Annotated in this window: 23 protein-coding genes; 17 read left to right on the top strand and 6 right to left on the bottom strand. The window is 40.4% G+C overall.

Translation table 11 applies throughout. From position 1 onward, the window contains the following. The first annotated feature begins 98 nt into the window (after nucleotides 1-98). Complete coding sequence (locus tag VBD025_RS06165) at nucleotides 99-2735, top strand: CDP-glycerol glycerophosphotransferase family protein (protein ID WP_430790324.1); 2637 nt, start codon at nucleotides 99-101, stop codon at nucleotides 2733-2735. A gap of 257 nt (nucleotides 2736-2992) precedes the next feature. Here the strand turns inward: VBD025_RS06165 and VBD025_RS06170 are convergent, their stop codons facing one another. The 3 genes from VBD025_RS06170 to VBD025_RS06180 all read right to left on the bottom strand — a co-directional run bounded on the left by VBD025_RS06170 (nucleotide 2993) and on the right by VBD025_RS06180 (nucleotide 6828). Next, a complete protein-coding gene (locus VBD025_RS06170; protein ID WP_430790326.1) occupies nucleotides 2993-3706 on the bottom strand; it encodes a glycerophosphodiester phosphodiesterase in 714 nt (237 codons plus the stop codon). Between the two features lie 415 nt (nucleotides 3707-4121). Further along, a complete protein-coding gene (murJ, locus tag VBD025_RS06175) occupies nucleotides 4122-5612 on the bottom strand; it encodes a murein biosynthesis integral membrane protein MurJ (protein WP_430790328.1) in 1491 nt (496 codons plus the stop codon). After that, a complete protein-coding gene (locus tag VBD025_RS06180; protein ID WP_430790330.1) occupies nucleotides 5605-6828 on the bottom strand; it encodes an O-antigen ligase family protein in 1224 nt (407 codons plus the stop codon). The genes murJ and VBD025_RS06180 overlap by 8 nt, the downstream gene beginning before the upstream one ends. Nucleotides 6829-6940: 112 nt before the next feature. On the opposite strand from VBD025_RS06180, the gene VBD025_RS06185 reads away from it, so the two are divergent. Together VBD025_RS06185 and VBD025_RS06190 are read left to right on the top strand one after the other, a co-directional pair. After that, nucleotides 6941-8035 carry a glycosyltransferase family 4 protein gene (locus tag VBD025_RS06185; protein WP_430790332.1) on the top strand — a complete coding sequence of 365 codons (1095 nt, stop codon included), beginning with the start codon at nucleotides 6941-6943 and terminating at the stop codon, nucleotides 8033-8035. 46 nt (nucleotides 8036-8081) lie between these two features. After that, nucleotides 8082-9137 carry a glycosyltransferase family 4 protein gene (locus tag VBD025_RS06190; RefSeq protein ID WP_430790334.1) on the top strand — a complete coding sequence of 352 codons (1056 nt, stop codon included), beginning with the start codon at nucleotides 8082-8084 and terminating at the stop codon, nucleotides 9135-9137. Between the two features lie 40 nt (nucleotides 9138-9177). Here the strand turns inward: VBD025_RS06190 and VBD025_RS06195 are convergent, their stop codons facing one another. Continuing rightward, nucleotides 9178-10275: an LCP family protein gene (locus VBD025_RS06195; RefSeq protein ID WP_430790336.1), complete on the bottom strand. Its 1098-nt coding sequence runs from the start codon at nucleotides 10273-10275 to the stop codon at nucleotides 9178-9180. A gap of 355 nt (nucleotides 10276-10630) precedes the next feature. Here VBD025_RS06195 and VBD025_RS06200 point away from each other — a divergent pair, with 355 nt between their 5' ends. The 6 genes from VBD025_RS06200 (at nucleotide 10631) to VBD025_RS06225 (ending at nucleotide 14788) form a co-directional block, all read left to right on the top strand. Beyond that, nucleotides 10631-11353 (top strand): WecB/TagA/CpsF family glycosyltransferase, encoded by a 723-nt coding sequence (locus VBD025_RS06200; protein WP_430790338.1) that lies wholly within the window; start codon nucleotides 10631-10633, stop codon nucleotides 11351-11353. Nucleotides 11354-11725: 372 nt separating this feature from the next. After that, nucleotides 11726-12409, top strand: a complete 684-nt coding sequence (locus tag VBD025_RS06205; protein WP_430790340.1) for a nuclease-related domain-containing protein — start codon at nucleotides 11726-11728, stop codon at nucleotides 12407-12409. A gap of 78 nt (nucleotides 12410-12487) precedes the next feature. After that, nucleotides 12488-12673 (top strand): hypothetical protein, encoded by a 186-nt coding sequence (locus tag VBD025_RS06210; protein ID WP_430790342.1) that lies wholly within the window; start codon nucleotides 12488-12490, stop codon nucleotides 12671-12673. Nucleotides 12674-12697: 24 nt separating this feature from the next. Next, complete coding sequence (locus VBD025_RS06215; RefSeq protein ID WP_430790344.1) at nucleotides 12698-13003, top strand: hypothetical protein; 306 nt, start codon at nucleotides 12698-12700, stop codon at nucleotides 13001-13003. Between the two features lie 117 nt (nucleotides 13004-13120). Then, entirely contained in the window at nucleotides 13121-14410 is a 1290-nt protein-coding gene (locus tag VBD025_RS06220; RefSeq protein ID WP_430790346.1) for an Nramp family divalent metal transporter, read from the top strand. Nucleotides 14411-14599: 189 nt separating this feature from the next. Beyond that, nucleotides 14600-14788, top strand: a complete 189-nt coding sequence (locus tag VBD025_RS06225; protein ID WP_430790348.1) for a hypothetical protein — start codon at nucleotides 14600-14602, stop codon at nucleotides 14786-14788. Between the two features lie 600 nt (nucleotides 14789-15388). On the opposite strand, the gene VBD025_RS06230 is transcribed toward VBD025_RS06225, so the two are convergent. Beyond that, complete coding sequence (locus VBD025_RS06230; RefSeq protein WP_430790350.1) at nucleotides 15389-15559, bottom strand: hypothetical protein; 171 nt, start codon at nucleotides 15557-15559, stop codon at nucleotides 15389-15391. Nucleotides 15560-16281: 722 nt separating this feature from the next. On the opposite strand from VBD025_RS06230, the gene nikB (VBD025_RS06235) reads away from it, so the two are divergent. The 5 genes from nikB (VBD025_RS06235) to VBD025_RS06255 are packed head-to-tail and all read left to right on the top strand — an operon-like array spanning nucleotide 16282 to nucleotide 21501. Continuing rightward, nucleotides 16282-17223 (top strand): nickel ABC transporter permease, encoded by a 942-nt coding sequence (gene nikB, locus VBD025_RS06235; protein WP_430790352.1) that lies wholly within the window; start codon nucleotides 16282-16284, stop codon nucleotides 17221-17223. A gap of 21 nt (nucleotides 17224-17244) precedes the next feature. Beyond that, a complete protein-coding gene (locus VBD025_RS06240; protein ID WP_430790354.1) occupies nucleotides 17245-18141 on the top strand; it encodes an ABC transporter permease in 897 nt (298 codons plus the stop codon). Nucleotides 18142-18159: 18 nt separating this feature from the next. After that, nucleotides 18160-19701 (top strand): ABC transporter substrate-binding protein, encoded by a 1542-nt coding sequence (locus VBD025_RS06245; RefSeq protein WP_430790356.1) that lies wholly within the window; start codon nucleotides 18160-18162, stop codon nucleotides 19699-19701. Between the two features lie 8 nt (nucleotides 19702-19709). Then, the gene (locus VBD025_RS06250; protein WP_430790358.1) at nucleotides 19710-20555 is read left to right on the top strand and encodes an ABC transporter ATP-binding protein; all 846 of its coding nucleotides are present in this window, start codon (nucleotides 19710-19712) and stop codon (nucleotides 20553-20555) included. Next, the gene (locus VBD025_RS06255) at nucleotides 20530-21501 is read left to right on the top strand and encodes an ABC transporter ATP-binding protein (RefSeq protein WP_430790360.1); all 972 of its coding nucleotides are present in this window, start codon (nucleotides 20530-20532) and stop codon (nucleotides 21499-21501) included. The genes VBD025_RS06250 and VBD025_RS06255 overlap by 26 nt, the downstream gene beginning before the upstream one ends. A gap of 313 nt (nucleotides 21502-21814) precedes the next feature. Here the strand turns inward: VBD025_RS06255 and VBD025_RS06260 are convergent, their stop codons facing one another. Then, entirely contained in the window at nucleotides 21815-22264 is a 450-nt protein-coding gene (locus tag VBD025_RS06260) for an Lrp/AsnC family transcriptional regulator (RefSeq protein WP_430790362.1), read from the bottom strand. Between the two features lie 374 nt (nucleotides 22265-22638). On the opposite strand from VBD025_RS06260, the gene VBD025_RS06265 reads away from it, so the two are divergent. The 3 genes from VBD025_RS06265 (at nucleotide 22639) to VBD025_RS06275 (ending at nucleotide 26198) form a co-directional block, all read left to right on the top strand. Continuing rightward, nucleotides 22639-24204 carry an ABC transporter substrate-binding protein gene (locus VBD025_RS06265; RefSeq protein WP_430790364.1) on the top strand — a complete coding sequence of 522 codons (1566 nt, stop codon included), beginning with the start codon at nucleotides 22639-22641 and terminating at the stop codon, nucleotides 24202-24204. Between the two features lie 141 nt (nucleotides 24205-24345). Next, nucleotides 24346-25302, top strand: coding sequence for a nickel ABC transporter permease (nikB, locus tag VBD025_RS06270; protein ID WP_430790366.1), 957 nt, complete (start codon nucleotides 24346-24348; stop codon nucleotides 25300-25302). Next, nucleotides 25302-26198 (top strand): ABC transporter permease, encoded by an 897-nt coding sequence (locus VBD025_RS06275; protein ID WP_430790368.1) that lies wholly within the window; start codon nucleotides 25302-25304, stop codon nucleotides 26196-26198. The genes nikB (VBD025_RS06270) and VBD025_RS06275 overlap by 1 nt, the downstream gene beginning before the upstream one ends. Nucleotides 26199-26245: the final 47 nt, after the last annotated feature.

The following is a 26245-nucleotide window of genomic DNA, read 5'->3' on the forward strand; positions in this document are numbered from 1 at the left end:
ACATGTAGAAGCGAAATAGACAACACAAATTCAGTTTGTGTCTATTTGGCTACATGTCAGATTTTTTGTGTCTGTGGAATTATTGGGAGGAATTGGTAATGGGCCGTATTTTAAAGGAAATCAAACGTTATATTGTAAAAAAAGTTACATTAACTAAACTATTTAATAAGCCGGATCATATATTGTACGAATTAAAGCTAAGTAATTTTTGGAACTTCAAAAAAAAAATTCGTGTTGAACTATTAATTAGTGGAGAAACCTTAGTCTTACCGCATGAATACCGCAAAGGTACATTGCTAGTGAAAGCACCAAAAGATTACATAAATAATATCGATAATAAAGGCGCAATAAAGCTATATATTAATAATAAATTAATGTGGATCAAAGCATCTGAAGAATTTAATCACTATAACGAGACAATGTTAATTAAGGAAAAGTATTACGTCGTTATCGTAAGAAAAAACATCATACTTCAAAACAAGTTTTCGCAATTCAGTTTTAAAAGTGATGAATCATTCCGTTTTGACCTTAAAGCTGATTACAACACATTAGAATTTGAAATCGCAGATCTGCCTAACCAAATCGATTCTAATACGATTGATTTCTATGCCTTTCAGAATAATAAAGTAAGGGTTATTACCGCAGAAATCGATAAGAATACCAGTAGCATAATAACTAATAATATTTCTATTTTATCAAACGGGGTGTGGCAACTATTTATTAGTGTGGCAGGTAGTTTATATCCAATTGAGCTGAACACAGTGGTTAATGAAGAATTTAATACATATAATCATCGAGTTGAAATAGTAAACAATCGCAATGTTCTCTATTTGCATTTTCACCCTCATTTTTTCGAGTGTGAATCAGTGTCCATAAATAAAGACTCCGGGGAGTTAGCAATTGATATCCAGCAGAAGGATCAAGCAGAGCGAAATTCTGAACATATCTTGTTAATGGAGGATATAAAGAATGGTGAAGAATGGCTTTATCCATTAAATCAAAATGCACAAACGAAGTGTGGAACTATACCTTTAGACGATTTATATCAAGAACTTTCAAATAAACGATTTTTTGTGCTGGATAAGAGTTCACAACCTACTAAACAACAATTTAATCTGAGTAGTGCGTCGATATTAGGTTCGAATGCATCATTTGAAAATGAATTGAATTCACAGCTGATTAAATTCAAGTTTTATAAAAGAAAAGATTTTTCATTAGGTCTTAAAGTTATTAAACCTAGATTTAAGAGGAAAATCATGAACATTGATGCATTTAAAATGAATGGATACGTTAAACGGATATCGAAATTTGTGGATTGCAGTGCGTATCTGTATATAGAAGATCGAAACTCACTAGAGGCTACGAAAGTATTAATTGAAGGTGGATTTGAAGTTGATTTAAACGCGTTAAACTTAGTAGCACTGAAAAGTAAAGACAAAACAATTTTAGACATTTATGTTGCACTAATTAACAAAGAGGGCGAAATAATAGGCAAAGAGAAAATAAAATACAAGCATTCCAATTATAAGAAAGATAACTACTATGATTATAAAGTAGATACGGACAGTGAAGGTACGCAACATCATTTCTTAATTACAACTACACCATTTAACAATCTAAAAATCGAAACATTTACCATACCTAGTAATATTGAAGTGCCAGAAGATACTTCCGTAAAAGATGAGAATGTTTGGCTTATTGGCGAACGGTATAATACTGCACAGGATAACGGAATTGTGCTTTTTGAGTGGCTGCGAAAAAACACGGAAATTGAAGCGTATTATGTTATTGAAGGAGATACACCGGAATATAGTAGTAGAAAATCAGATCCATATGTTTTAGAGTTTGGTTCTCAGGAACATTTTAATATTGCTTTTAAAGCAAAAGTGTTATTGGGTACGCATGATTTAGAAAATCTATTACCCTATAAACCAGCAAAAGGATTCTTTCATTTTGAGAATACGTACAGAGTTTTCCTTCAGCATGGCGTACTAGGAAGAAAAAATGTAGAATACCATAAAAAATATTATGAACTGCCATTTGATTTATTTATCGTAAGCAGTGACCCGGAAAAGCAAGAAGTAGTAATGGACAAACTGGGCTATAAAGAAGAGGACGTTGCGGTGACTGGTTTAGCGAGGTTCGATAACTTAGTCCAGGACGAAGAGCCGAAAGACATACTGCTTATGCCTACTTGGAGAGATTGGATCAACACCGACGAACAGTTTCTGGAAAGTGAATATTATGCAGCGTATTCAAATTTAATTAACAATACCGCACTTTTGGAAACACTTGAAAAGCATAATGTGAATCTGAACTTCTATCCACATTACCGAGCTCAGGACTATTTTCAAAAGGATGTATCTGATACAAATGAGCGAATAAAGTTCATACCACTAGGTACCTATACAGTACAGGAATTACTAATAAAACATGCGTTACTCATTACAGACTACAGCAGTGTAAGTTTCGATTTCGTATTAATGAATAAACCAGTAATCTATTATCATTTTGATGTTAAACGATTCTTTCGAAATGGTATTCTAAGACCGATTGAGGATACCTTTGTGGGCAAGATTGCTACCACTGAGGAAGATCTGGTTAATTTAATTGAAGATATTATTAGTGTAAATTTCCAAAACTATGACATGGATATTTCGAGTATTCTAAAATACAAGGATACGTCAAATAGTGAGCGTATTTATGAGACGGTTTTGGCAAATTTAAATAGTTGATGTTATGGGGTTGGTGCTGGCGGTGTGGTGCGCGATTTCTGGTTGCCGGTGCGCGGAGTTCGGTTGGTGTTGCGCGAAATTCGTGGAGGAGTGCGCGACTATTCAGGGTCGGCGCGCGAAAATCCTGGGGGTGTGCGCGATACTTAAGTGGTGGCGCGCGAAATTCCTTGAGGGTTGCGCGAAATCCGCATTACAGTGCGCGATTACGGCCAGGGCATGCGCGAAACCTGGCTGTAGTCGCACGTTTTCAGCTTAATTTATTTAATAAATACCTCAGGATTATTCGAAAACACCCCATCTACACCGAAATCTACTAATTCATCGTATCGTTCTATAGAATTGACGGTATACGGATAGACCTTATATCCATAATTCATACAGCTCTGAACAAACTCGTGATCGGTATAAACGTTATTTGGATGGATACTACTTATCTGCAGCCCGCTATTCTTTGCATATTCCCAGGCGCGCAGGATTCGATAATAAAATAGCATTCCCAGTTCAACATCTGGGGCGATTGCTTGAACTTTTTGCAGGGCAACATGATCGAAGGAGGAAATAAGAACATTTTCTAGTCCGAACGGTGCCAGACAGTCGAGTAAACGTTTTTCTATACCTGGATAGATAACTGGTATATTTTTAATCTCGACATTTAGCTTGATATCTGGAGGGCAGATCTCCAGGACCTCTTCCAAGGTCGGCAATGTTACTCCCTTGAACGACTCCGAAAACACGGATCCTACATCTATTTGTTTAACTTCTTTCAACGTATAATCGCGTATTCTTCCTTTTTCTGTTCTGCTGTATTTTAAGAAGGTATGGTTATGGCATACGACCAGATGACCATCTTTCGTCAATTGAACATCCAGCTCTAATCCCTGAGCTCCATGGTCAATTGCTTTCTGAAATGCGGGTAATGTGTTTTCTGGTGCTTCGGTCAGTGATCCCCGGTGGGCAAAATTCAGTACCATTTGATCGACTCCTAACGTGATTCTGTTTATCAAATCATATCATGACTTCAGTTTTCTACAAGGTGTTTTTATGACAAGGGGGTAAGGAGACTTCTTTCTGTAGTTAGGCGCGCCACATATGTTGGGGAACTGAAAAAAGTTACATGTGATACAATACAAGTGGATTTACGATCGCATCTTCGAATACACTTCGCTTTCCGCGGGCACGGCTTCAGTCTCCTCGAGAAGCCCACTCTGCGGGGCCTTCAGACTCGTGCTGTTCCCGCAGGAGTCTTCGTATATTCAAAGATGCTGAGTATAAGTTAATGATGTAATTTTGTGGAATCTACCTCTTTTTCAGTATCCTTTCTTTTTTTCCTCAGTCTCAAGTAACTCGTTCCTCTCAAAGATAACTTTTGAAGAGACTTGTATTTCATCATGACTTCAACTTTTCCCGTAACGGAATTCTCCAAACATACAGGGAAATGCCATACAGCACGAACACAGTTACTGTCGTGTAAATCAATTCAAGTAGCTGGTTAGGCTGCTGCAGGAATAATTCAAGAAGTTTCGCAACGGTGTAAATAATAATAAATATGGCGGAAAGTTTTCCTAGTAGAATCATTTCTGCTTTTACAGAAACGGTGTAAATTGATCGAATTTTAAGCAACATAAACGATACCGTCACGATCATAGAAATACTTGTTGCCAGGGCGACTCCTGCGATCCCCATGATAGAGGAAAGATAGACGCTTAGGATCGCATTAACAAACAGCCCAATTAAACAGGCATAAAGGGCAATTCTAAATTGGTGAACCGCATATAATGCATTCAGAAAAAAGTCACGCATGGCAAAAAAGGGCAGGGCAATCGAGAAAAAGAAGAAAGCCTGCGATGTTAACGCTTGCGCCTCCTGGTCAAAGACTCCCCGGCCGTACGCCATATCTACTAAATTTTCTCCTTGAAGCAGCATGACACATTCAAATGGAACTGCGAGAATGAAGACGAAGAAGACGCCTTTGCGTAATAAGGAAATAAAACCTGCGATGTTTTCCGTCGCTTTATCGATCAATGTCGGGTAAAAGATGGTTACAACCGGCATCAGCATAATGCTGAGCGGGAGCCATAACAAGCGATTAGCGTAGTTAATAGCTGCCACGCTCCCTGTTTCGAGGTAAGAGGTTACGACACGATCGACCACGTCGTTAAGCTGCATGACTAACGCGGCTAAAATTACAGGGATAAACAAGGCAAGGATCGATTTAATAAGTTTACTTTTGCTGATTAAATGAAACGTGAATGTAAACTTAGTCCGCTTAAGCGCTGGATATTGAATAAACGTTTGAACAAGTGTTCCGATCAGCACACCTACTGCGACGCCGGCAATGCCGTATAGTTCCGTTAGGAGAAAAATAGCCAGTATGATAATGATATTTTGAACGACTGGTGAAAGCGATGGAACTACAAACTGCTTATTCGCGTGCATTAGTCCTGTCGAGACGCCGTTTATGGTTAAAAGGAGTAGACTCGGAGCTAAAATCCGCGTTAAGGTAACCGTTTGATCGATTTGTTCTGCACTGAACCCTGGCGCGATAATCTGTATGGTAATCTCTGCAAATACATATGTTAAAACACTAATTCCTATGCCAATCCAGATAAAGAAGGACCCGAGGATATGTAACTTCTCATTTGCTGCCTCGAGTGAATGAGCTTTATCTTTCATGTAAATGGGAATGATGCCTGCTTGTATGGATGTTCCAATAGCAGTAAATAGAACAATTGGTATGATGGAGGCGACAAAAAAAGCATCTGCCGTGCCAGTTGTGCCGAAGTACGCTGCGATTAACGCTTCACGAATAAACCCAAGCACTTTACCGATGATGGAAAGTACGGTTAGCATACCAAAGGCTTTTAACATCTTATTCATGTTCCTCCCGCCTTTGATGGAGCGCATATCCGATGATCAGATAAAAATAGAGGGTGAAGGTCTTATCTTCTAACATGGAATAGAAAGCACTTCCGATTAACCCGGCAATCAGAATAAAGTACAGAAACGTTTGCCCGGTTTTTCGTGCTAACTGAAAAATATACAGAAGCAGGAAGAATGTCCCGATGATCCCTGTTTCGACTAACACCTGCATATATTGATTGTCAGCGTACAATCCATTCGGAATGTTATAGCGGTCATAGATCGGCGAATGAAAGGAAATGGTCGCTGAACTGCCATAGGTTCCGAATCCGATTCCGGCGATTGGATAATCCGCAAAAATCTCCAGTCCTTTTTTAACGATATAAACACGGCCGCCTGCCGCGCTTTGCTGGACTCGTTTTTCGGAAAACATATCAATAAACCTGTCCGATGTATTCATTCCAGTGCTTTCTGTCACCGTATCAATTGGTAAAAAGATTACTGCCAGCGCTACAAGGAAAAAAATGGTCGTTCGAATGAAGTAATGCCAGTTTTTTTTCAAAAAGCTTAAGGCGAATAGCGAGAGACCAAATGCAATAAGGGTTCCTCGCGAATAGGTCAGCATGATGGCGCCAGCTAAAAGAACGAGACCAATGTTAAAAAGAAGTGAGTATCTCGGTTTAAGTTCTTTTAGATAGAGCGTTAAAAAAAAGACAATCATTAAATATACTGCCAGCACATTTGGATTAGCGACAAGTCCATAGATTCGGTCAGTGTTAACCGCGGCCAGTTCCCAGTTTTGCCAGGATTCCGGTACTAGTAAAGTGCGGGCGGACAGCTTTTCAATTAACCCATGAATGGAAAGTAAGCAGCCCATGAAAAAGGACGTCCACAGAATGTGTTGGATGTCCTTTTTTGTTATCGGCCACTCATAGATAACAAAAAGAAGTAAAAACGGAATTAAAAATGCTCGTACCTGCATGGCGATTGCTATCGGCATAACGCCAGTAAATGTAGCAGAAAGGACACCGATTCCAATAAAGAATAAATAATAGCGGGCAAATGAATGGTTTAGTGTGATCAATTTTCTCTGCTCGAGACAGGTCCAAAGAAATAACCCGATGATGACAAGATCTCCAATAAACCGGGTACCAGGTACTATTTCGGCAAGCAGTGGTCGGATTGGGAAAAAAATTAGAAGAAAAATAAGACCAAACTTTCTGCAGCGATCCATGGATACACCCCCTGCCTAACATTATGTGCATTTTTCATTCAGATTATAATTAGCTTGGCGGTTGGTTATATTAACTAGGGAAATCATACATAGAATCGAGTGGATGAACCCTATGAAAATATTGCATTTAAACGCTGGCAACGAAACAGGTGGCGGGATGCATCATATCCTCAGCTTACTGAATAAATTAAACCGCGAAGAATTTATTCTTGGTGTTTTAGAAGAAGGGGAGATGCTGCACCGGGCACGGAATTTGGGAATTGAAACCGTTCATTTTGCGAGTCAGCGAAAGGTAAGTATTCCATTGATTAAAAATATTGTTACCTATATTAAACAAGAAGGCATTCAGGTCATCCACACGCATGGACCGCGGGCAAATGTATATGCGAAGTTTTTGAAGAAATTAGTGGATTTTAAATGGATCGTTACCGTACATAGTGATCCATTCTATGATTTTCGCGAGAAAGGTATTTATGGTGACTTCCTGGGGCGCCTGCATACGAACGCTATTAAGTGTGCTGATCGAGTAATTGCTATCTCCTCGCCATTTCAACAAATGCTGGAGGAAAACGGAGTAGAGTCGAGAAAGATTAATACGGTATTGAACGGAATTGATTTTGAGAAAAAGATGATAGGGAAATATCTGCGCGCAGATTTAGGATACAGCGAGAATGACTTCCTATTTTTAATGGTAGCGCGACTTGAAAAAGTGAAGCAGCATAGTCTGGCGTTGCGCTCTTTTTCAGAGGTGTTACTAACCAATCCTAATTGTCGACTGTTGCTTGTTGGAAATGGGACATTAAGAAAAGACCTGGAAGAGGAAGCGGAGCGATACGGGATAAGGACTCGTGTGCATTTTCTTGGACATCGTCAGGACGTAGAGTGCTTTTATACATTGGCAGATGTGACACTGCTTACCTCCGCGAGTGAAAGCTTTCCGCTTGTATTACTGGAGTCAGCTAGAGCTGGTACACCAGTCATCTCAACGAATGTGGGTGGAGTGAAAGAGCTGATAACAAATGACTCAGTTGGGTTCCTTGTTGAAGAAAAAGATATAAAAAAAGCAATGGATGAAGCAATATTTTTAAAGAAACAGGGTAAGTTACAAGTAATGGGCAAAAAGTTGCATAACCATGCATCCACTAAATTTTCGTTGGAGATTTTTGCCGAAAACATATATAATGTATACTTAGAGATGAAAGTTTGATCGGTTAACCTATTTATACGTTTTATATGAAAAATGAGGTGCGAAAATGATTAATGTTACGTTACTTGCCTCGTTGTCACTCGTTATATGCTTACTAATAACGCCGCTATTGATTAAATTTGCTGTGAAGATAAATGCAACGGACAAGCCGAATTATCGTAAAGCACATACTGTTCCAACCCCTACACTCGGTGGTATTGCTATTTTTATAAGCTTTCTCGCTGGATTATTGATTTTGCAGCCTGTCAGTGACTACCATGCAGCTGTAGTTACAGGTGCGTTTTTAATTATCGCGCTTGGAATCTTTGATGATTTGTACAATCTGTCAGCAAAAGTTAAATTTGCTGTACAAGTATTGGTAGCGCTTTTAATTGTGTTCTGGGGTGGATTGCAGGTTGAATTCATCAATTTGCCGTTTGGCGGACAAATTGAATTCGGTTTCTTTAGCTCCATTGTTACGATTTTCTGGATTGTCGGGATTACCAATGCGATCAATCTGATTGACGGTTTGGATGGTCTGGCTGCTGGGGTGTCTTCCATAGCATTATTTACTATTGCAGGAATGGCAGTATTAATGGGTGATGTGTACGTCTCAACGATGGCTTTAATTTTATTTTTTAGTACAATGGGATTTTTAAAATTCAACTTTTATCCCGCGAAAATATTTATGGGGGATACGGGTGCATTATTCCTTGGTTATATGATAGGGGTTCTCGCCTTACTCGGATTTAAAAATATTACAATCGTTTCGTTTGTTATACCAATTTTCATTCTCGGTGTTCCGATTTCAGATACGCTGATCGCAATGGTCAGAAGACGAATTAATAGGCAGCCTATGTCCAGTCCGGACAGCTCGCATTTGCATCACAGGTTGATGAAATCAGGCTTCACGCACAAACAGACGGTATTGTTTATCTATTCATTAAGCGCTATGTTTAGTATATCGGCTTTTTTATTTTCGATGACGACATTATGGGGTTCTATTATCATATTGTCAGTGGCGCTGCTGGCAATTGAAATATTAATTGAAAACCTCGGTATGATAAATAATGAGTACAAACCCTTAACAAATTTCGTGAAAAGCTTACGACAACGCTCATAAAAAAACTGCTAACCATATGGCTAGCAGTTTTTTTGATTGATTAATAGGTGCTTTCACTGTTCGTTTGGCCGCTATCGGAAGCAGATCCAGGATTTCCACTTGTTGTAGAACTTGGTGTATCATTATTTTCATAAAGTTTAGCTGTAGTTGGATCTATTTCCAAGTGATTTTTCAATAGTTCTTTCGTTTCTTCAAGCGACTCTTCATTCAGTTTCCAGTAATACGTATCAGTTGGCTGATAATCGGTACCTTCTAACGTCAGTGTATCAATTTCAAGGCTTCCGCCACCTGTACCGTATTGAATAAAGCTTTTCATTTCGTCGAATGTCATGTTGGTAGTCATATTCTCACCAACCGCATCAATAATGTTATCGTATTTAAGCACGGAGTTCATGGATGTAGCTTTCTGAATAACAGACTTGATAATTTCCTGCTGCCGCTTACCGCGTTCAATATCGTTATCATAATGTCTTGTACGTGCAAGAGCAAGAGCTTCTTCACCATTTAACTGCTGTTCACCAGGCATTAGGTGGATCGCATCTTCCTTGTCTTTAGAGTTTTGTTCATATAATTCATATGGCACTTCAACCTCAATACCATCGACTGCATTCACCACATCAATAAATGCTTCGAAGTTAACTTTCACATAATAATCAACCGGAATCTCAAGTAAATTCTCGACTGTTTCGATTGTTGCGTCTATGCCTCCATAAGCATGAGCATGGTTAATCTTCGTTTCGTACCCAACCTCAGGAATATAGACTAACGAGTCACGTGGAATACTTACTAACTTAACACTCTTTTCTTCAATGTTAAGTGTTGCAAGCATCAGCGTATCCGAGCGCGCACTGCCTTCATTATTCCGGACGTCACTTTGATCGACACCAACAATTAATACAGATACATTATCTTCCGCGGGGTCTACTGCCTGGTCGCGCAAGTCTGACTTATCCCGACCATCATCCTGATAGGATTCTGAGAAAACAGAATCAGCTTTTGTATACAAATAAGCTGCATAAGAAAGCAAACTAATAAAAATTGCTAAAATCGGAATTAATATAAAATACGCGCGCTTGCGTAATTTTCTTTTTTTATTTCGTTTAACCATTCGGCTTTGTGTTGATTTTTGATTAGACATATACCATTTTCCCCTTTTATTTCGTAACGTTTGAATTAACGTTTAGAACAAACTATATTAAGAATACACTAAGTTAGAAAACTCGGCTTCTCGCCAAGCCTTTAAGACGTAAGCTTTAGTTGCACTTATGCAGTAAGAAAGGATTTACTTTCTTGCCTGGCAAAAAATTGCATACCCCAAATTTATAAAATTTATGCATTGATTTACAAAACATTAACCTTTATTTTACTATGAATTTACATTTTCGTAAATTAATATTTTATTACAATTCTGTTAGAAACAGTTACAATTATACTGGTGTTAGTAATATAGACGTTTTAAAAAGGTAAAACGTTTCATTGAAAGGTTGCTTAATATGAATAAAAACGTATCAATAATGGATGTTAGCTTTCTTAATACCACACAAAGGGAATTTCTGGATAGTTATATTTTTCCAGCGTTAAAAAGACAGGAACGATGTTTTGTCGTTACGGCTAACCCTGAAATTGTGATGAAAACACGCGAGGATCAGGATTACAAAAAGGCAATCAATAAAGCGGATTACGTTATCCCCGATGGAATTGGGATTATAATGGCGGCAAAATTTATGAAACAACCGTTGCAGGAAAGAGTTGCCGGCTCCGATTTAACCTTTGAATTATTAGAATATGCAGAGCGACAAGGTCTAAGCTGTTATTTTCTGGGAGCAACCGAGGAGGTAAATAAAAAAGTGGTTGCCAACATAACGCAGCAATATCCTAAGCTAAAAATTGCCGGCCGTCATCATGGTTTTTTTGATATGGAGGATGCTGGAATTGTCGATGAGGTTAAACATGCTCATCCGGATATTGTATTTACAGCGCTTGGACTGCCGCGCCAGGAGAAGTGGATTGCCAGTCACGTGGATCAGTTTGAAAAAGGATTGTTTATCGGTATCGGTGGTGTGTTCGACATAATTGCTGGGGAATTGAAGCGCGCACCTGCCATGTGGATTCGGCTAAACTTGGAATGGCTGTACCGATTGATCAAGCAGCCGTGGCGTTTTATGCGGATATTGAAAGTGTTTGAATTTATGCTGCGAGTTGTGTTGCGGCGGTAGAATCGGTTGGTTTTGGTGGTTGGGGGTTTGTGGGTGAGTCGGGGTTTGGGTGTTGTATGGCGTGGTTGGCGCGCGACTTTTGATATGGAGTGCGCGAATTCTGCTGGGTGGTGCGCGATTTCTGGGACTTCGCGCGCGATTGTGGCTGGTTAGTGCGCGACTTCTGGCAATGACTGCGCGATTTCACTTAATTGGTGCGCGATTTTTAATTTAAGTTGCGCGAATAACCTGTTTCAATGCGAGTTTCAGGAATGGGACGGACGATTGACATTTATCAAAATCAATTTAATAAAAAGCAATCCTATTAATTCATTTTTATGATAAAATTATTTCATAGAAGCACTTCGCTTCAATAAAATAAAGGAGTAAAAAATGATAATAAAAAAACGGACAACCCCGATTGATATCGCCAAGTTAGAAGCAGCAATCCCCAGACTGCCGGTGAGTTATCGTAATCGCTTAGAGAAACAGCTTGTAATTAGACATAAAGGTTATAACGGCGAGTTGAAAGTCGACCGCTATACGGAAGCAATGTTGGCCCACAACTTTACTATTCTTCACGATGTATACCTCTACAACAAAGGATGTTCCTTTCAAATTGATACCCTCATTATTGGTTCCCATTGTATTTTCGTGGTTGAAATTAAGGACTACTCCGGTACAATTTTATTTAATTTCACGACGAATCAATTTACGCGTATTTTCAACCATTCAGAAACAAGTTTTCGAAACCCCATCATTCAATCCACTACAAATAAACATCAACTTACTCAATGGCTCGAAGCACATAACTTCACAAGTATTCCAATTTTTTCACTAGTTGCTATAGCAGATCCTGGTACGATTTTAAAGATTTTTCCGGAGGATTTTGATATATCAAATGTCGTTATGCATGGCGAGTATTTGCCGCATCGGATTATGAAGATAGATGAAGAGTTCAGTAAGGAAAAAAGACTACTTCATCAAAAAATTGGTGCGGTAATCTTAAAAAACTGTGAGGTTTTTAATTCGGATTTCATTATTGAAAGTGGTATTGATCCTCGCCATTTGCAATAGGGAGTTCAATGTTTTAACTGCATGAAATTTGGTATGACTCGAAAGCACAGTGGTTGGACTTGCACTAACTGCAACAGTATGTCAAAAGATGCTCACGAGAAGACGATAAATGATTACTTATTAATTGTAAAACCTTCTATTACAAATAAGGAAGCACGAAAATTATTAATGCTTACCTCCCGCAGTACAGCAACAAGAATATTGAAGGCGTCCAATCTAACGTATGATAAATATCGAAAACACTGGGTTAGAAAAAATAGTTAACAAAGGTCAATCGTAAAGTATCACATGAAATCGCGCACACTCAGCCAGAAGTCGCGCGCCCATTACGTCGAATCGCGCACACACCGCCAGAAGTCGCGCACGCATCACGTCGAATCGCGCACACTCAGCCAGAAGTCGCGCATCCATTACGTCGAATCGAGCACACACAGCCAAAAGTCGCGCACGCATCACGTCGAATCGCGCACACTCAGCCAGAAGTCGCGCACCCATTACGTCGAATCGCGCACACACAGCCAAAAATCGCGCAGCACCTATCGGAAAACGCGCATACCCAAGGCCGAATCGAACATCACCGACCACAAAAAATAATCCGTCTGGAACGATAGTCCGATTTATCCGAATTATGGTTCTTTTGAAAACGCTATTATGCTATAATCAACCAAATTCTGCGTACAGTGCCTGTACTAGAAAATGGAGGTTGATTAGATGGATAAAGATGGAGTAAAACATGATAATTTAACAACGAGTCCTGGTTCTCCTAAGCCGCCGACTACGTTTAAAGGGAAGATGAAAGCGGTCGGTCCGGGTTTTGTTACTGCTGCTACTGGTGTAGGTACTGGTGATCTGATAGCTGCGCTTGTTGCTGGTGCTGCATTTGGTACTACGTTAGCGTGGGCAATTTTACTTGGTTCTGTTTTTAAGTTTTACTTTACGGAAGGGATGGGTCGCTGGCAGTTAGCTACTGGAACAACGATTCTTGAAGGATGGCACTCGTTAGGTAAGTGGGCAACTAGTTACTTTGGTGTTTATTCCATTCTATGGGGTTTCAGCTATGGTGCCGCAGCGATGTCCACCAGTGCGATTATGATGGTGACGATGTTTCCGATCATGCCTTTGTGGGCATGGGCGGTTATCCATGGTTTAGCAGGTATGGCACTCGTTCTATTCGGTAAATATAAAGTGTTTGAAAAAGTAATGATGATCATGATTGGCGTTATGTTTGTCACAGTGGTCGGTTCAGCAATCATTCTTCTTCCGGATATTGGAAATATTCTTAGTGGATTTGTGCCGCGTACTGGAGATAGTTCGATGCTGCTCGTTTTGGGTCTGCTTGGTGGAGTCGGTGGCACCATTACAATGGCTTCATACGGTTACTGGATTCGGGAAAAGAATTGGGAAGGAAAGACATGGGTTCCTATGATGCGAATGGACTCTGCTGTGGGTTACACAATAACTGCGATTTTCACATTATCCCTGCTAATTGTTGGTGCTGAGTTTCTTTATGGAACGGGAATTGAAATTGGTGGTGAAGAAGGATTAGTTACTCTGTCAGGTTTATTCAGTGAAGAATTTGGCTCATTTGCTCGTTGGATGTTTCTAATTGGCGCCTGGTCTGCAGCATTTTCGTCACTCTTAGGTGTGTGGAATGGTGTCCCATACTTATTCGCTGATTTTGTTCGATTAGTTCGGAATAAAGGGGAGCAATCAGATAAACCTGTATCAAGTAAGGATCCAGCATATCGTGCATACCTTCTTTGGTTAACGTTTCCTCCGATGCTGCTATTATTCTTTGGTAAGCCGGTATTTCTAGTAATTCTTTATGGTGCGCTTGGAGCGTTGTTTATGCCATTTTTGGCTATAACGCTGCTTTACTTGTTAAATTCGAATCGCGTTGGTAAGGACTTCAAGAATGGTTGGATAGCAAATATCGTCCTAACAGGATGTGTGCTCGTGTTTGGGTACCTCGGAATTATTCAGCTAATGGATATGTTTTAATGGCAGAGGTGCAGACTCACAATGGTCTGCACCTTATTTCTGGTAATCTTTAAGTTAATTTAATCGATCTTACCATTTCCACTATTTCAATATACTGTATGAATTATTATGCGTTTCACTTCCCCTTATTAGGGGAAATGGCGAATTAACTAACAATTCGCTAAATATTAAGTGCTTGGAGGTTAGATGATGAACATAAATAGATTGTACCTGGTGATAGGTATTTTAGGTACAGTTATTATTTTAACCATTGGCGTTACGGATTTTATAGATGATGGTGGATCCACAATTTTTAGAAGTCTGCTTTCGGTCTTTGTATTATGGTTTGCGGTTTGGTTAAAGTTCAAGCAGAGTAAAAAATTCAGAAAAAATGAATAATATCTGATTTCCAAAGTTACACTCGCAGCAGTTTATTTTTTAATTTATTTTACACCTTTAGCAAGTGTGCAATTTTTTGCGTTTTATATTCCAAAATTAAGGAAATAGAAAAATAATTACCAAATTCTAAATATTAAATAATGGGGAGTTAGATGATGAATAAAAAAATTGGATGCTAGTTTTGGGTATTGTGGGAACTATTATTATTTTGACCATTGGCATTACGGACTATATGGATAACGGCGGTTCTACCCTTTTTAGATGTTTAATCACGGTAGTTGTTATATGGTTTGCAGTCACTGCTACGTTCAAGCGAAGTAAAAGGAACAAAGTAAAAGAAGGATAATTGTTCTGCAATGGTTGCACTCGCGGTCAGTTAATTTAGTTGCCAAGTTCAAAGCCAAAATGCAGCACTAAAAATTCTCTTTAAAAATAGTTTTTATCCAAAGTTAGTATTTACAGGTTGTTGAGAAACTCTCTCGGCAGTCTATTTTTTTTGATTTACTTTATTCCTTTCAAAAGGCGGATTAGTGCTAAAAATGAAGAAGACTGTCACGGACCTAACCGAGATAAGTTAGATGTCTGGCAGTTTATTTTCGTTCATTTTTTTTTAGTAAATATTTTTCTTATAACAGTAAGAACTACAATAACTGTAGCTGCAATTAGACCTGCTTTTAAAGCTTTATCCTCGATGGAAAAGAAAATGATTAAAGCAATTACTGCAGCGACTAACCCCGCAACTAATGAATGATACAACTTATTGTTCATCAAGTAACATCTCTCCTAAAGCTATTTATGTCGAAATTAATTAAACCAAGGCATTGTGAAATAGACTGGGTGTGCAGTTAATAAATCTGTGACATCCATTACACGTCTAGAGATTGGAGCGGATGACAGTCGACTCCTGGGGGAGGAAAGGCATAGGTGAGACCCCGGAGTGCGACAGCACGAGGAGGCTCACCAGCCGCCCGCGGAAAGCGACTGTCATCCGCGGAAATCTCATTGCTATTACACCGAGGTTTATTTCCGGAGTGGAAAACACTCACATCGCAGTATAGAGATATTGTGTCAACTACGAAAATTTAACTGTTTCAGGAAGCACTTACTTATTTCAGTCTGTGAAAGCTGAATTAATCTGCTTCTAAAGACGAACAAAAAGCAACGACATATGCAGGATGATCTTAGAAAAATGATACAAACTTACTAGTCAATTATAAACTTTTTCCACCATCCCCAAACTTTATTTACTCTACCTTACCTCTCATCCTACCCAAATCTCAAAAAACAAAAGTGTTTTTGAAATGCTTAAACTACATTTATATACAAAGTGAAACCTTTTCTGGTGATAATTGGCATTTATGAAAGCGTTTTATGAAATTAATAATATTTATGTCGAAAAATGTATTGACTTTAAATTTTAAATTGAGTAGTATATTGATAACATATAAAATAGTTTGAAAACTACAATAATGATTTGGGGCAGGGGGGATATTATGGTTGGTTTGATTGTGAGGAGAATGCTGCAACTCGTTTTATTGCTGTTAGGTATCTCCTTCTTAGTATTTATGAGTATGCATATAGCGCCTGGTGATCCTGCAACTATTATTGGCGGACCGACTGCGAGCGCGTCAGACCTGGAAGCGATTCGAGCAGATTTGGGATTGGACAGAAGTGTTCTTGTTCAGTATTTCGATTACTTGGGCGGAATTATTCAAGGTGATTTCGGCTACTCCTACCAAACGGGTCAGTCGGTAACGGATGCGATTTTATCACGGTTTCCAAACACAATTGTTCTTGCTACTGCAAGTATGGTCGTGGCGATAGTTATTGGAATTGTAGCTGGAATTATTGCAGCTATTAAGCAGAATTCATGGATTGATATGACGAGTACGACGTTTTCGTTAGCAGGTGTTTCGATTCCCAACTTTTGGTTGGGTACCATGTTAATTCTTATTTTTTCGGTGCAGCTGCAGTGGCTTCCGGTAGGTGGATTAAATGCTCCATTGTTTAGCGTCGAAGGTATAAAAGAATTAATATTGCCAGCTATCACACTAGGTACTGCTTCGGCTGCGTTAATAGCTCGAATGAGCCGTTCGGCAATGCTTGAAGTAATTAAATCAGATTACATTCGAACCGCGAAAGCGAAGGGTGTCCGGAGCAGGTCAGTCATTTGGATCCATGCTTTACGGAACGCGATGATTCCGGTAATTACGGTTATTGGAATTAACTTTGGGGCGTTGCTTGGCGGTACCATTATTACGGAACAGGTATTTGCGATTAACGGTATCGGCAGATTAATGATCGATGCAATTGCAGCTAGAGACTTTCCAGTTGTTCAAGGTACGGTCTTGTTAGTAGCAGCTATTTTTGTCCTGGTAAATTTAATAGTAGATATCATTTATGCGATTATTGACCCTCGAATTACGTACAACTAAAGCTGAGAGGAGGTAGAGTTAGTGGAATATCATGCATCTGTCAATGAAGATAATAAAAAATCGGAGAGGAAAGAAAGGTATGTTGTTCAAACTTTTAAACGGGTTCTGAAAAATAAACTGGCCGTATTTGGACTTATTGTTATAACGTTATTAATTATTCTAGCTTTATTTGCGCCACTTCTTGTAAGTCATGGACCACTTGAACAAAATTTACAGGAAACAGAACTTGGAATAGGGGCAGAGAACCACTTTCTTGGAACTGATAATTATGGACGCGATATGTGGTCCCGGTTGGTTTATGGGGCACGAATATCACTCATTGTAGGACTGGCTTCGGTGTTTTTTGGACTGATAGGCGGGCTTACGTTAGGACTGCTGGGCGGTTATTACCGGAAGATTGATGGTTTTGTTATGCGGATAGTAGATTTACTGTTTGCCTTTCCAGGAATCTTACTAGCTATGCTAATTATCGCGATGCTTGGCACGAGTTTAATAAATGTTGTGATCGCAATTAGTATCTGGTCGATTCCGGGATGCGCACGAATCGTCAGGGGTAGTGTTTTATCGATCAAAAAGCAGGAATATATTTTGGCGATGAAGTCTTTGGGGGCAAGCGACAGAAGGATTATTCTTAAACATATTCTGCCTAACTGTATGGCTCCGATTATTGTATTTGCCACGATGCGGATGGGGACAGCGATTTTGTCCACGTCAGCGCTTAGCTTTTTGGGACTCGGCGCACAGCCACCGACACCTGAATGGGGTGCAATGATTGCGGCAGGTCAAGATTTCATGTGGAGTGCTCCACATATGTCGATTATCCCAGGTGTTGCAATTATGCTGACGATCTTTTCGTTTAACGTTGTTGGCGATGGATTAAGAGATGCGTTAGATCCGAATATGGAATTAGATGTATAAAAAAGAGGAGGAAGAAATATGAGTAAAAGAGTAATTCAATTGATGGTGCTGTTACTAATAGCGGTAGCTGGTTTAGTAGGTTGCAGTAATGATGAAAAGTCTGGCGGAGATGCGAATAGTGGTGATGCGCCTGCTGAAATAACGTATGCATCCACTTCAGATGCTGCTGGATTATCTCCAATCGATACGAATGATTCCGTTTCTTCTAATGTAACGTATCAAATCTATGAAACATTGTTCACGATGGATCCGGAGACGCTGGACACAGTGCCATTATTGGCAGAATCATATGAGACTCCAGATAAAAACACCTGGGTAATCAAGTTAAAAGAAGGTGTCAAGTTTCATGATGGTACACCTTTTAATGCAGAAGCGGTGAAATATACATTCGAACAGCTTAAAGATCCTGAGCGAGCTGCTCCAAGAGCTTCCTTGGTAGAGCCGATCAGTTCAATTGAAGTAAAAGATGAATATACGGTTGTTTTGAAAACTGAAGAACCATACGGACCAATGCTTGCGGCGTTAAGTCATACGAATGCAGCGATTGTAAGTCCAACGGCTGATAAAGATGGCGATATTAACAAAGAACCTGTCGGCACTGGACCATTTGTTTTTGAAGAATGGGTAGAAGGTGACCATATTACCCTGACAAGAAATGAAGATTACTGGCAGGAACCTGCGGCGCTTGAAAAAGTTACGTACAAAGTAGTGCCAGAGACGTCAACAGCTATTTCTATGCTGGAAACAGGCGAAGTTCAATTTATCGATGCACTGCCTTCCGACCAGCTGCCAAGAATTGAATCAATCGATGGCGTGGAAGTACAGAAATCTGAAGGAACGCGTGTATCTTATTTAGGATTTAACATGGATAAGGCACCATTTAATGAGCTTGAGTTTAGACAAGCCGTTGCTTATGGTGTGGATCAGGAAGCGTATGTGGAACAGTTAAACGGATTAGGAATTTATAATGAAAGCATCATTGGGCCGAAAGTCTTTGGCTACAATGAGGAAGCAAAAGATGCTGGGTACGCGTTTGATAAAGACAAAGCGGCACAAATGATCGAAGAAAATGGCTATAGCGGTCAAAAAGTAACGCTATTAGTAGCAAACCGTGATAACTATATGAAGATGGCCGAAATTGTTCAGGCACAACTTACAGAAATTGGTCTTGAAGTAGAAATCGAAACAATGGAATGGGCAACGTTCCTCGAGACAAGCAGTAAAGGAAATTATGAAATGACGTTCCTGGGCTGGTCAAACAGTACTGCCGATGGAAGTGAATTGCTGTATCCAAATCTGCACTCAGATAATATCGGATCATCCAATCGCAGTATGTACAACAATGCGGAATTTGATAAATTAGTAGACGAATCAAGAACCACTGTCGATCAGGAAGTTCGAAAAGAAAAACTGCATGAAGCTAATATCCTAGCTATTAAAGATGCACCATGGATCGTTATGGAGCACGGTACGGTAACAGCTGCCTATGATAAATCTGTTGAAGGTCTAGTTGTGGATCCTACTGGTAAATGGTCACTATATGATGTCAGCAGAAAGTAGGGTGTAGAATGGAACATTTACTGCAAGTTGAAGATCTTGTTACCCAATATCGAACAGCCAAAGGGAAAGTCCCGGCTGTTCGGGGTATTTCTTTTTTTGTAGATAAAGGCGAGACATTATGTATTGTAGGAGAATCCGGATGCGGAAAGAGCGCTACTTCTCTATCGATTATGAGTCTATTACCTACGAACGGGGAAATAACAGGTTCGATCCGACTTAAAAATGAAGAACTAGTTGGGAAAACAGAAGATGCAATGCAGCGAATTCGCGGGAATGAAATCTCGATGATTTTTCAGGAACCGATGACTGCTTTGAATCCAGTATTTAATATAGGTTTTCAAATTAGCGAGCCGTTAATGATACACCGAAAAATGTCCAAAAAAGCGGCAATGAGGGAAAGTTTTGAATTACTTAAAAAGGTCGGGATACCAAATCCTGCTGAAAAATTAAAACAATATCCCCATGAACTTAGTGGAGGAATGCGTCAACGAGTAATGATTGCGATGGCATTAGCCTGCGAGCCTTCGCTATTAATCGCAGATGAGCCAACGACAGCACTGGATGTGACAATCCAGGCGCAGATTTTGGACCTGATTGACGATTTAAAAAAACAGATGGGAATGGGCGTGGTGTTTGTAACGCACGACATGGGCGTAGTAGCAGAGATTGCCGACAGAGTAATGGTTATGTACGCCGGTGAAGTGGTTGAAACTGGAGACGTGTACAGCGTCTTTAACAACCCACAGCATAATTATACAAAAAAACTACTAGCCGCAGTTCCTAATGTAGATGATGATAACGAAAATTGGCTGCAAGGGGGAGAACTTGATGACAAGTCAACTGCCACTTCTTGAGGTAAAAGATTTGAAGAAGTACTTCCCGATTAAAAGTGGAATACTTCAGCGCACAACAGCAAACGTAAAAGCCGTACAGGATGTCAGCCTGCAGGTATTTGAAGGTGAAACCCTGGGGATCGTTGGTGAATCCGGCTGCGGGAAATCCACCTTTGGCAAAACAATACTGGGACTCGAGAAACTAACCAATGGCACCATTCAATTTCGCGGTCAGCATATTGAGGGATTGTCGAATAAGAAATTAAAGGGATTCAAGAAGGACATGCAAATGATCTTTCAGGATCCGTTCGCTTCCTTGAATCCGCGGCAGCGAATAGGAAATGCGTTAGAAGAAGTATTTGTCATTCATACAGATCTGCCAAAAAATGAGCGAGAAAAAAGAGTTCGCGCGTTACTAGTAGAAGTAGGGTTGAAAGAAGAACATTATGAAAGATACCCGCACGAGTTCAGCGGCGGTCAGCGACAACGTATTGGGATTGCAAGAGCAATCGCGCTTAATCCGTCATTAATTGTATGCGATGAAGCAGTCTCTGCGCTGGATGTATCCGTCCAGGCACAAATCATAAGACTGCTGGTTAATTTGCAGGCAAAATATCAACTGACGTATATGTTTATTTCCCATGATTTAGGTGTAGTCCGACATATGTGTGACCGTGTATTAGTCATGTATCTGGGGAAAATGGTGGAGCTTGGAACAGCGGAACAGATTTTCAAGAACCCGTTGCATCCCTATACAAGAGCATTGTTATCTGCTATTCCTCGTCCGGTTCCTGGTCGGAAAAAGGAGCGGGTCAGGTTAGAGGGAGATCTGCCTAGTGCGTCCGATTATCCGACTGGATGTCCGTTCCATACGCGCTGTCCGATAGCGCAGGAGCATTGTAAGGTGGAAGTTCCGGAGTGGCGTGAAGTAGAGGAAGGTCATTTTGTGGCGTGTCATGAGGTTTGATGGGGTTGGGGTGTTTGGTGGCGCGGGCGCGCGAAATCAGCGTTGGTGTGCGCGATTCCCGGCTGGAGGTGCGCGAAATTTGAGTGATGGTGCGCGATTCTGGCGGGATGGCGCGCGAATTCTGGTGAATGGTGCGCGATAACAGGTGTTCCGTGCGCGAAACCTGGCAGGTGTTGCGCGATTCTGGCAGGGTGGCGCGCGAATTCTGGGACGACGTGCGCGATTACACCTAGCCAATGCGCGATTCCATGATGATAGATTAATAAAACAAAAGGTGCAGACCCACAATGGGCTGCACCTTCTTTTAATATAATTACAACTTATATCCGGTCCGGCTCTTAAATCGCTTCAGCAGGATCGAGCTTTCTACTCGGGTAATTCCTTCTACGGCGTATAGTTCATTATTAATAAAGATCTCAAGCATCTTAAAGTCTTCGACAAGCACGTGCATATGTAAGGTGCTTGGGCCGGTCATCTGGTAGACGCTCGCTACACTTGGGTTGTCTGCGAGGTTTTGGGCAACTTCCTGGAGCTGCTTCGGTTCGACGTCCACTTCAAAGAAGGCGGAAACATTTTTGCCGAATTTCTCTGAATTTACGACAACGGTGAAGTTTTCGATTACTCCTTCATCCTTCATGTTTTGAATTCTATCTTTAACTGCTACGCGGGAGAAGCCTACTTTTTCTGCTAGTTCAACGTACGAAAGGCGCCCATCCCGAACAAGTTCTTCGATTATTTTTTTATCCACGTCATCAAATTTCATCTCTTTTGCTCCTAATTAATGCAAAATTAACTCTACTTTTAATAGTAACAGAAAACAGCAGATGTGAAAAGATTTTTGTGAAGGTTCTTATCCCTATTTTATATACAATGTGAAACCATTTATGGACATTATTAACATTTATGAAAGCGTTTAATAAAATAAATAATATTTTTGTTAGAAAAAGCATTGACTTTATACTTTTAATTTTGTATTATATTAACAACTTAAAGAATAGTTAGAAAATTACATACCTTAGACGGGAGGACGCGAAACTTCGGCAGGTTTTCATCTATTTTTGTTAACAGTTTTTCAAGAAGCGTACTTATCTTAGTTTCATTTATAAGGAAACCTAAAATACAGGGAGGTTGTTTATTTTGACATTCACTTGGAAGAAAGCACTTTTTTTTCTACTAGTTGCAGTTTTTGTCGGATTAGCTGGATGTAGTTCAGATTCGTCAGAAGGAAAGAATAGTTCTGATAAGGATAGTAAAGAACCAGTAACTGAAAAGGAAGATAAGGATACACTTACAATTGGTTTGGACGATGATCCGCCACAGCTGGATCCGCATCGTTCATCGGCAGCAGTGGACCGCCAAGTGTTTCAGAGCTTGTATAACACGCTTGTCGACATTGACGAAAACCTTGAATTCGTTCCAGAGCTAGCTAAGAGCTGGAAAATTTCTGAAGATGGTAAAACATATACGTTTGAACTTCAGGAAGGTGTAGTTTTCCAGGACGGTACTCCTTTTAATGCTGAAGCTGTTAAATTTAATTTTGAACGGATGCTTGATCCAGAGTTGGCATCACCGCGCAGCTCAGAAATTGATCTTGTTACAGAAGTGAATGCAGTGGAAGAGAATGTAGTCGAAGTGAAGCTTAAACAGCCATATGCTCCATTTTTATCCGTTTTAACGGACCGTGCAGGGATGATGGTTTCCCCAACAGCAGTTAAAGAATCAGGAAAAGATTTCTCCAACAATCCAGTTGGGACAGGCCCTTACAAGCTTGTAGAACGTGTACAGCAGGATCACATCGAACTGACTCGTTTTGACGATTACTGGGGAGAGGCACCGGCAATTAAAAACGTTGTATACCGCCCTTACCCGGATGGAAATACACGTGTTACAAACTTAATTTCAGGCGAACTTGATATTGTAAATGAAATTCCTTACAAGGATATCGACAAAGTTAAAAAAGCTTCCAATATCAATATGTCAGTAAAAGATGGTTTAGGATTCCAAGGATTGATGCTTAACACAGAAAGTGAACCATTTAAGAATAAGAAGGTACGTCAGGCGATCAATATCGCGATTGACCGTGCTGCGATTGCGAAAGTAGTGTATCATGATGGCGTTTCACCAGCTGTCAGCGCATTCCCGCCGTCCAGCTGGGCAAATCCGGAAGACATCGAAGTACCGGAAGCGGACATTGAAAAGGCTAAATCACTAATCGAAGAATCAGGACAGACAGATATCAGTTTCACATTAAAAATTACGCCTAAGCCAGAAGAAAAGCAGGTTGGGCAAATGCTGCAATCGATGCTAAGTCAGATTGGCGTAAAGGTAGAAATTGAAATGGTTGAGTTTGGTGCATTGCTTGAACAAATGCGTAACCATGATTATGACGCACTTCGTATCGGATGGAGTGGACGTACAGATCCAGATGGAAATGCGTACACGTGGTTCTCATCTGAAGGGTCTCTAAACGAAATGAGTTATTCGAACCCGAAAGTTGATGAATTATTAACAGAAGCTCGTACTACATCTGATCGCGAAGAACGTAAAGCACTATACAATGAAGTGTCGCACATTCTTTGGGAAGACGTTCCATACATCTTTATCTTCCACGAGAAGGACTACAAGTCAATGAAGAAATTTGTAGAAGGCTTTAACCACGTGCCAGACGGAATGATCAGAACAGAACCGATCAAGTTTAAATAAAGGAATAAAGCGCAAACGCCTGTTTATCGCCGTATGACCTGAAGGGCACTAGGCAATGGGGGTTGAAGCTGGATTATATGAAACAAAATAAGGTGTTGCGCGTGCTGGCAGCACCTTATCACATTAAAGGTGGGAAGCAGAATGGGATACTTTTTACTTAGGCGACTGGGTCTGATGATCATCGTATTATTTCTCGTAAGTGTTATTGTTTTTGGACTTGTAAATATTTTACCTGGTGACCCGGCAACACTATTGTTGGGAGTGGAAGCGACACCGGAAACGCTTGCTGCCCTGCGTGATGAAATGGGATTGAACGATCCTGTTTATGTTCGATATTTTGACTGGGTAAGCGGAGTGGTCCAGGGTGATTTAGGCTATTCCATTCAGGATAACTCACCAGTAATTAGTATTCTTTTAAATAAAATTCCGGTGACGCTAGAGTTAACGATCATGTCGTTTATTATTGCGATGCTGATTGCGGTACCGGCTGGAATTATAAGTGCCATACGGAAAGGCACACCGATCGATTATTTTGGAACAACATTTGCTTTGACAGGCGTGTCGCTTCCATCCTTTTGGTTAGGAATTCTGTTAATTTATGTTTTCGCTGTAACGTTGGATTGGTTTGCGCCATCTGGATATGTCCCGTTAACGGAAAACTTTTTCCAAAGCATCATGCTGATGATATTGCCTGCTATAACGCTCGGTACGCGGATGTCAGCAGAAATGATGCGAATGATCCGGTCCAGTTTGCTTGAGGTTATGGAGTCTGATTACATTCGAACTGGTTATGCCAAGGGATTAATGGAGCGATCCGTCGTGTTCGGACATGCTTTGAAAAACGCAATGATCCCTGTACTTACAGTAAGTGGCTTGCAATTGACGACGCTCTTTGGCGGAACGGTAATTGTAGAAACGATTTTTGCAGTACCAGGTCTAGGTCGATTAATTTTAGAATCTATTTTGACAAGGGACTACCCGGTTGTGCAAGGTGTTGTGTTATTTATGGCCTTTGCAGTTGTTTTCATTAACTTTTTCATCGATATTTTATACTCCATCTTAGATCCGAGAATCAAATTAACTGGAGGATCAAAATAATGAGACAGGTACAAGAGATAAATACGCAACCCACATCATTTACCGAGCGTCCGCAAGTGCGACTGCTTATCGGTATGCTTGAGCGACTTTGGCAAAATAAGTTATCAGTTGCTGGTGGATTATTCATGATTGTCTTAATTATCATGGCAATATTCGCAGGTATCCTATCTCCGGCTGATCCCGCTGCGCAAAATTACAGTGCAGTACTGCAAGGTCCAAGTGCGGAACATTGGTTTGGGACCGATAACCTCGGACGTGATATTTTAAGCCGGGTGATCTACGGGGCGCAGGTTTCGCTGAAAGCTGGTTTAATATCGGTAGGAATTGCGCTGGCAATTGGTTTACCGATTGGATTATTTTCCGGTTACTACCGTGGAATATGGGATGAGCTGCTGATCATGCGGTTTACCGATGCGATGCTTGCTTTTCCGCCGCTTATTCTGGCTTTGACGCTTGCAGCAGTATTAGGTGCAGGACTTGAAAACGCGATGATCGCGATTGGACTTGTTTTCACGCCAAACTATATTCGCTTAATGCGTGGAGAAGTACTAGCCAAGCGTGAAAGTGAGTACGTCGAGGCGGCGAAATCGTCTGGTATTAGAGACTGGCGAATTATGATATTTCATATACTTCCGAACTCAATGGGACCAATTTTAGTTATGGCAACGTTAAATATTGCTGGAGCGATTATCGCAGAAGCATCGCTGAGCTTTCTTGGGCTTGGTACGCAACCGCCTACACCGAGCTGGGGTGCGATGCTTGCTGAAGGGCAAGGGTATTTGACTTCGGCGCCATGGTTAGTAATCTTCCCGGGTTTATTTATTTTTATGGCTGTTATGTCGATCAACCTGTTCGGTGATGGTTTGCGAGATATGTTGGATCCGAAGATGAAGTAGTGAGATTAACTTAAAAAAAACTAGGATTACATGTAAATAAAATGTGA

The organism is Virgibacillus flavescens (assembly GCF_050574275.1).
GTDB lineage: Bacteria > Bacillota > Bacilli > Bacillales > Amphibacillaceae > Virgibacillus_F > Virgibacillus_F flavescens.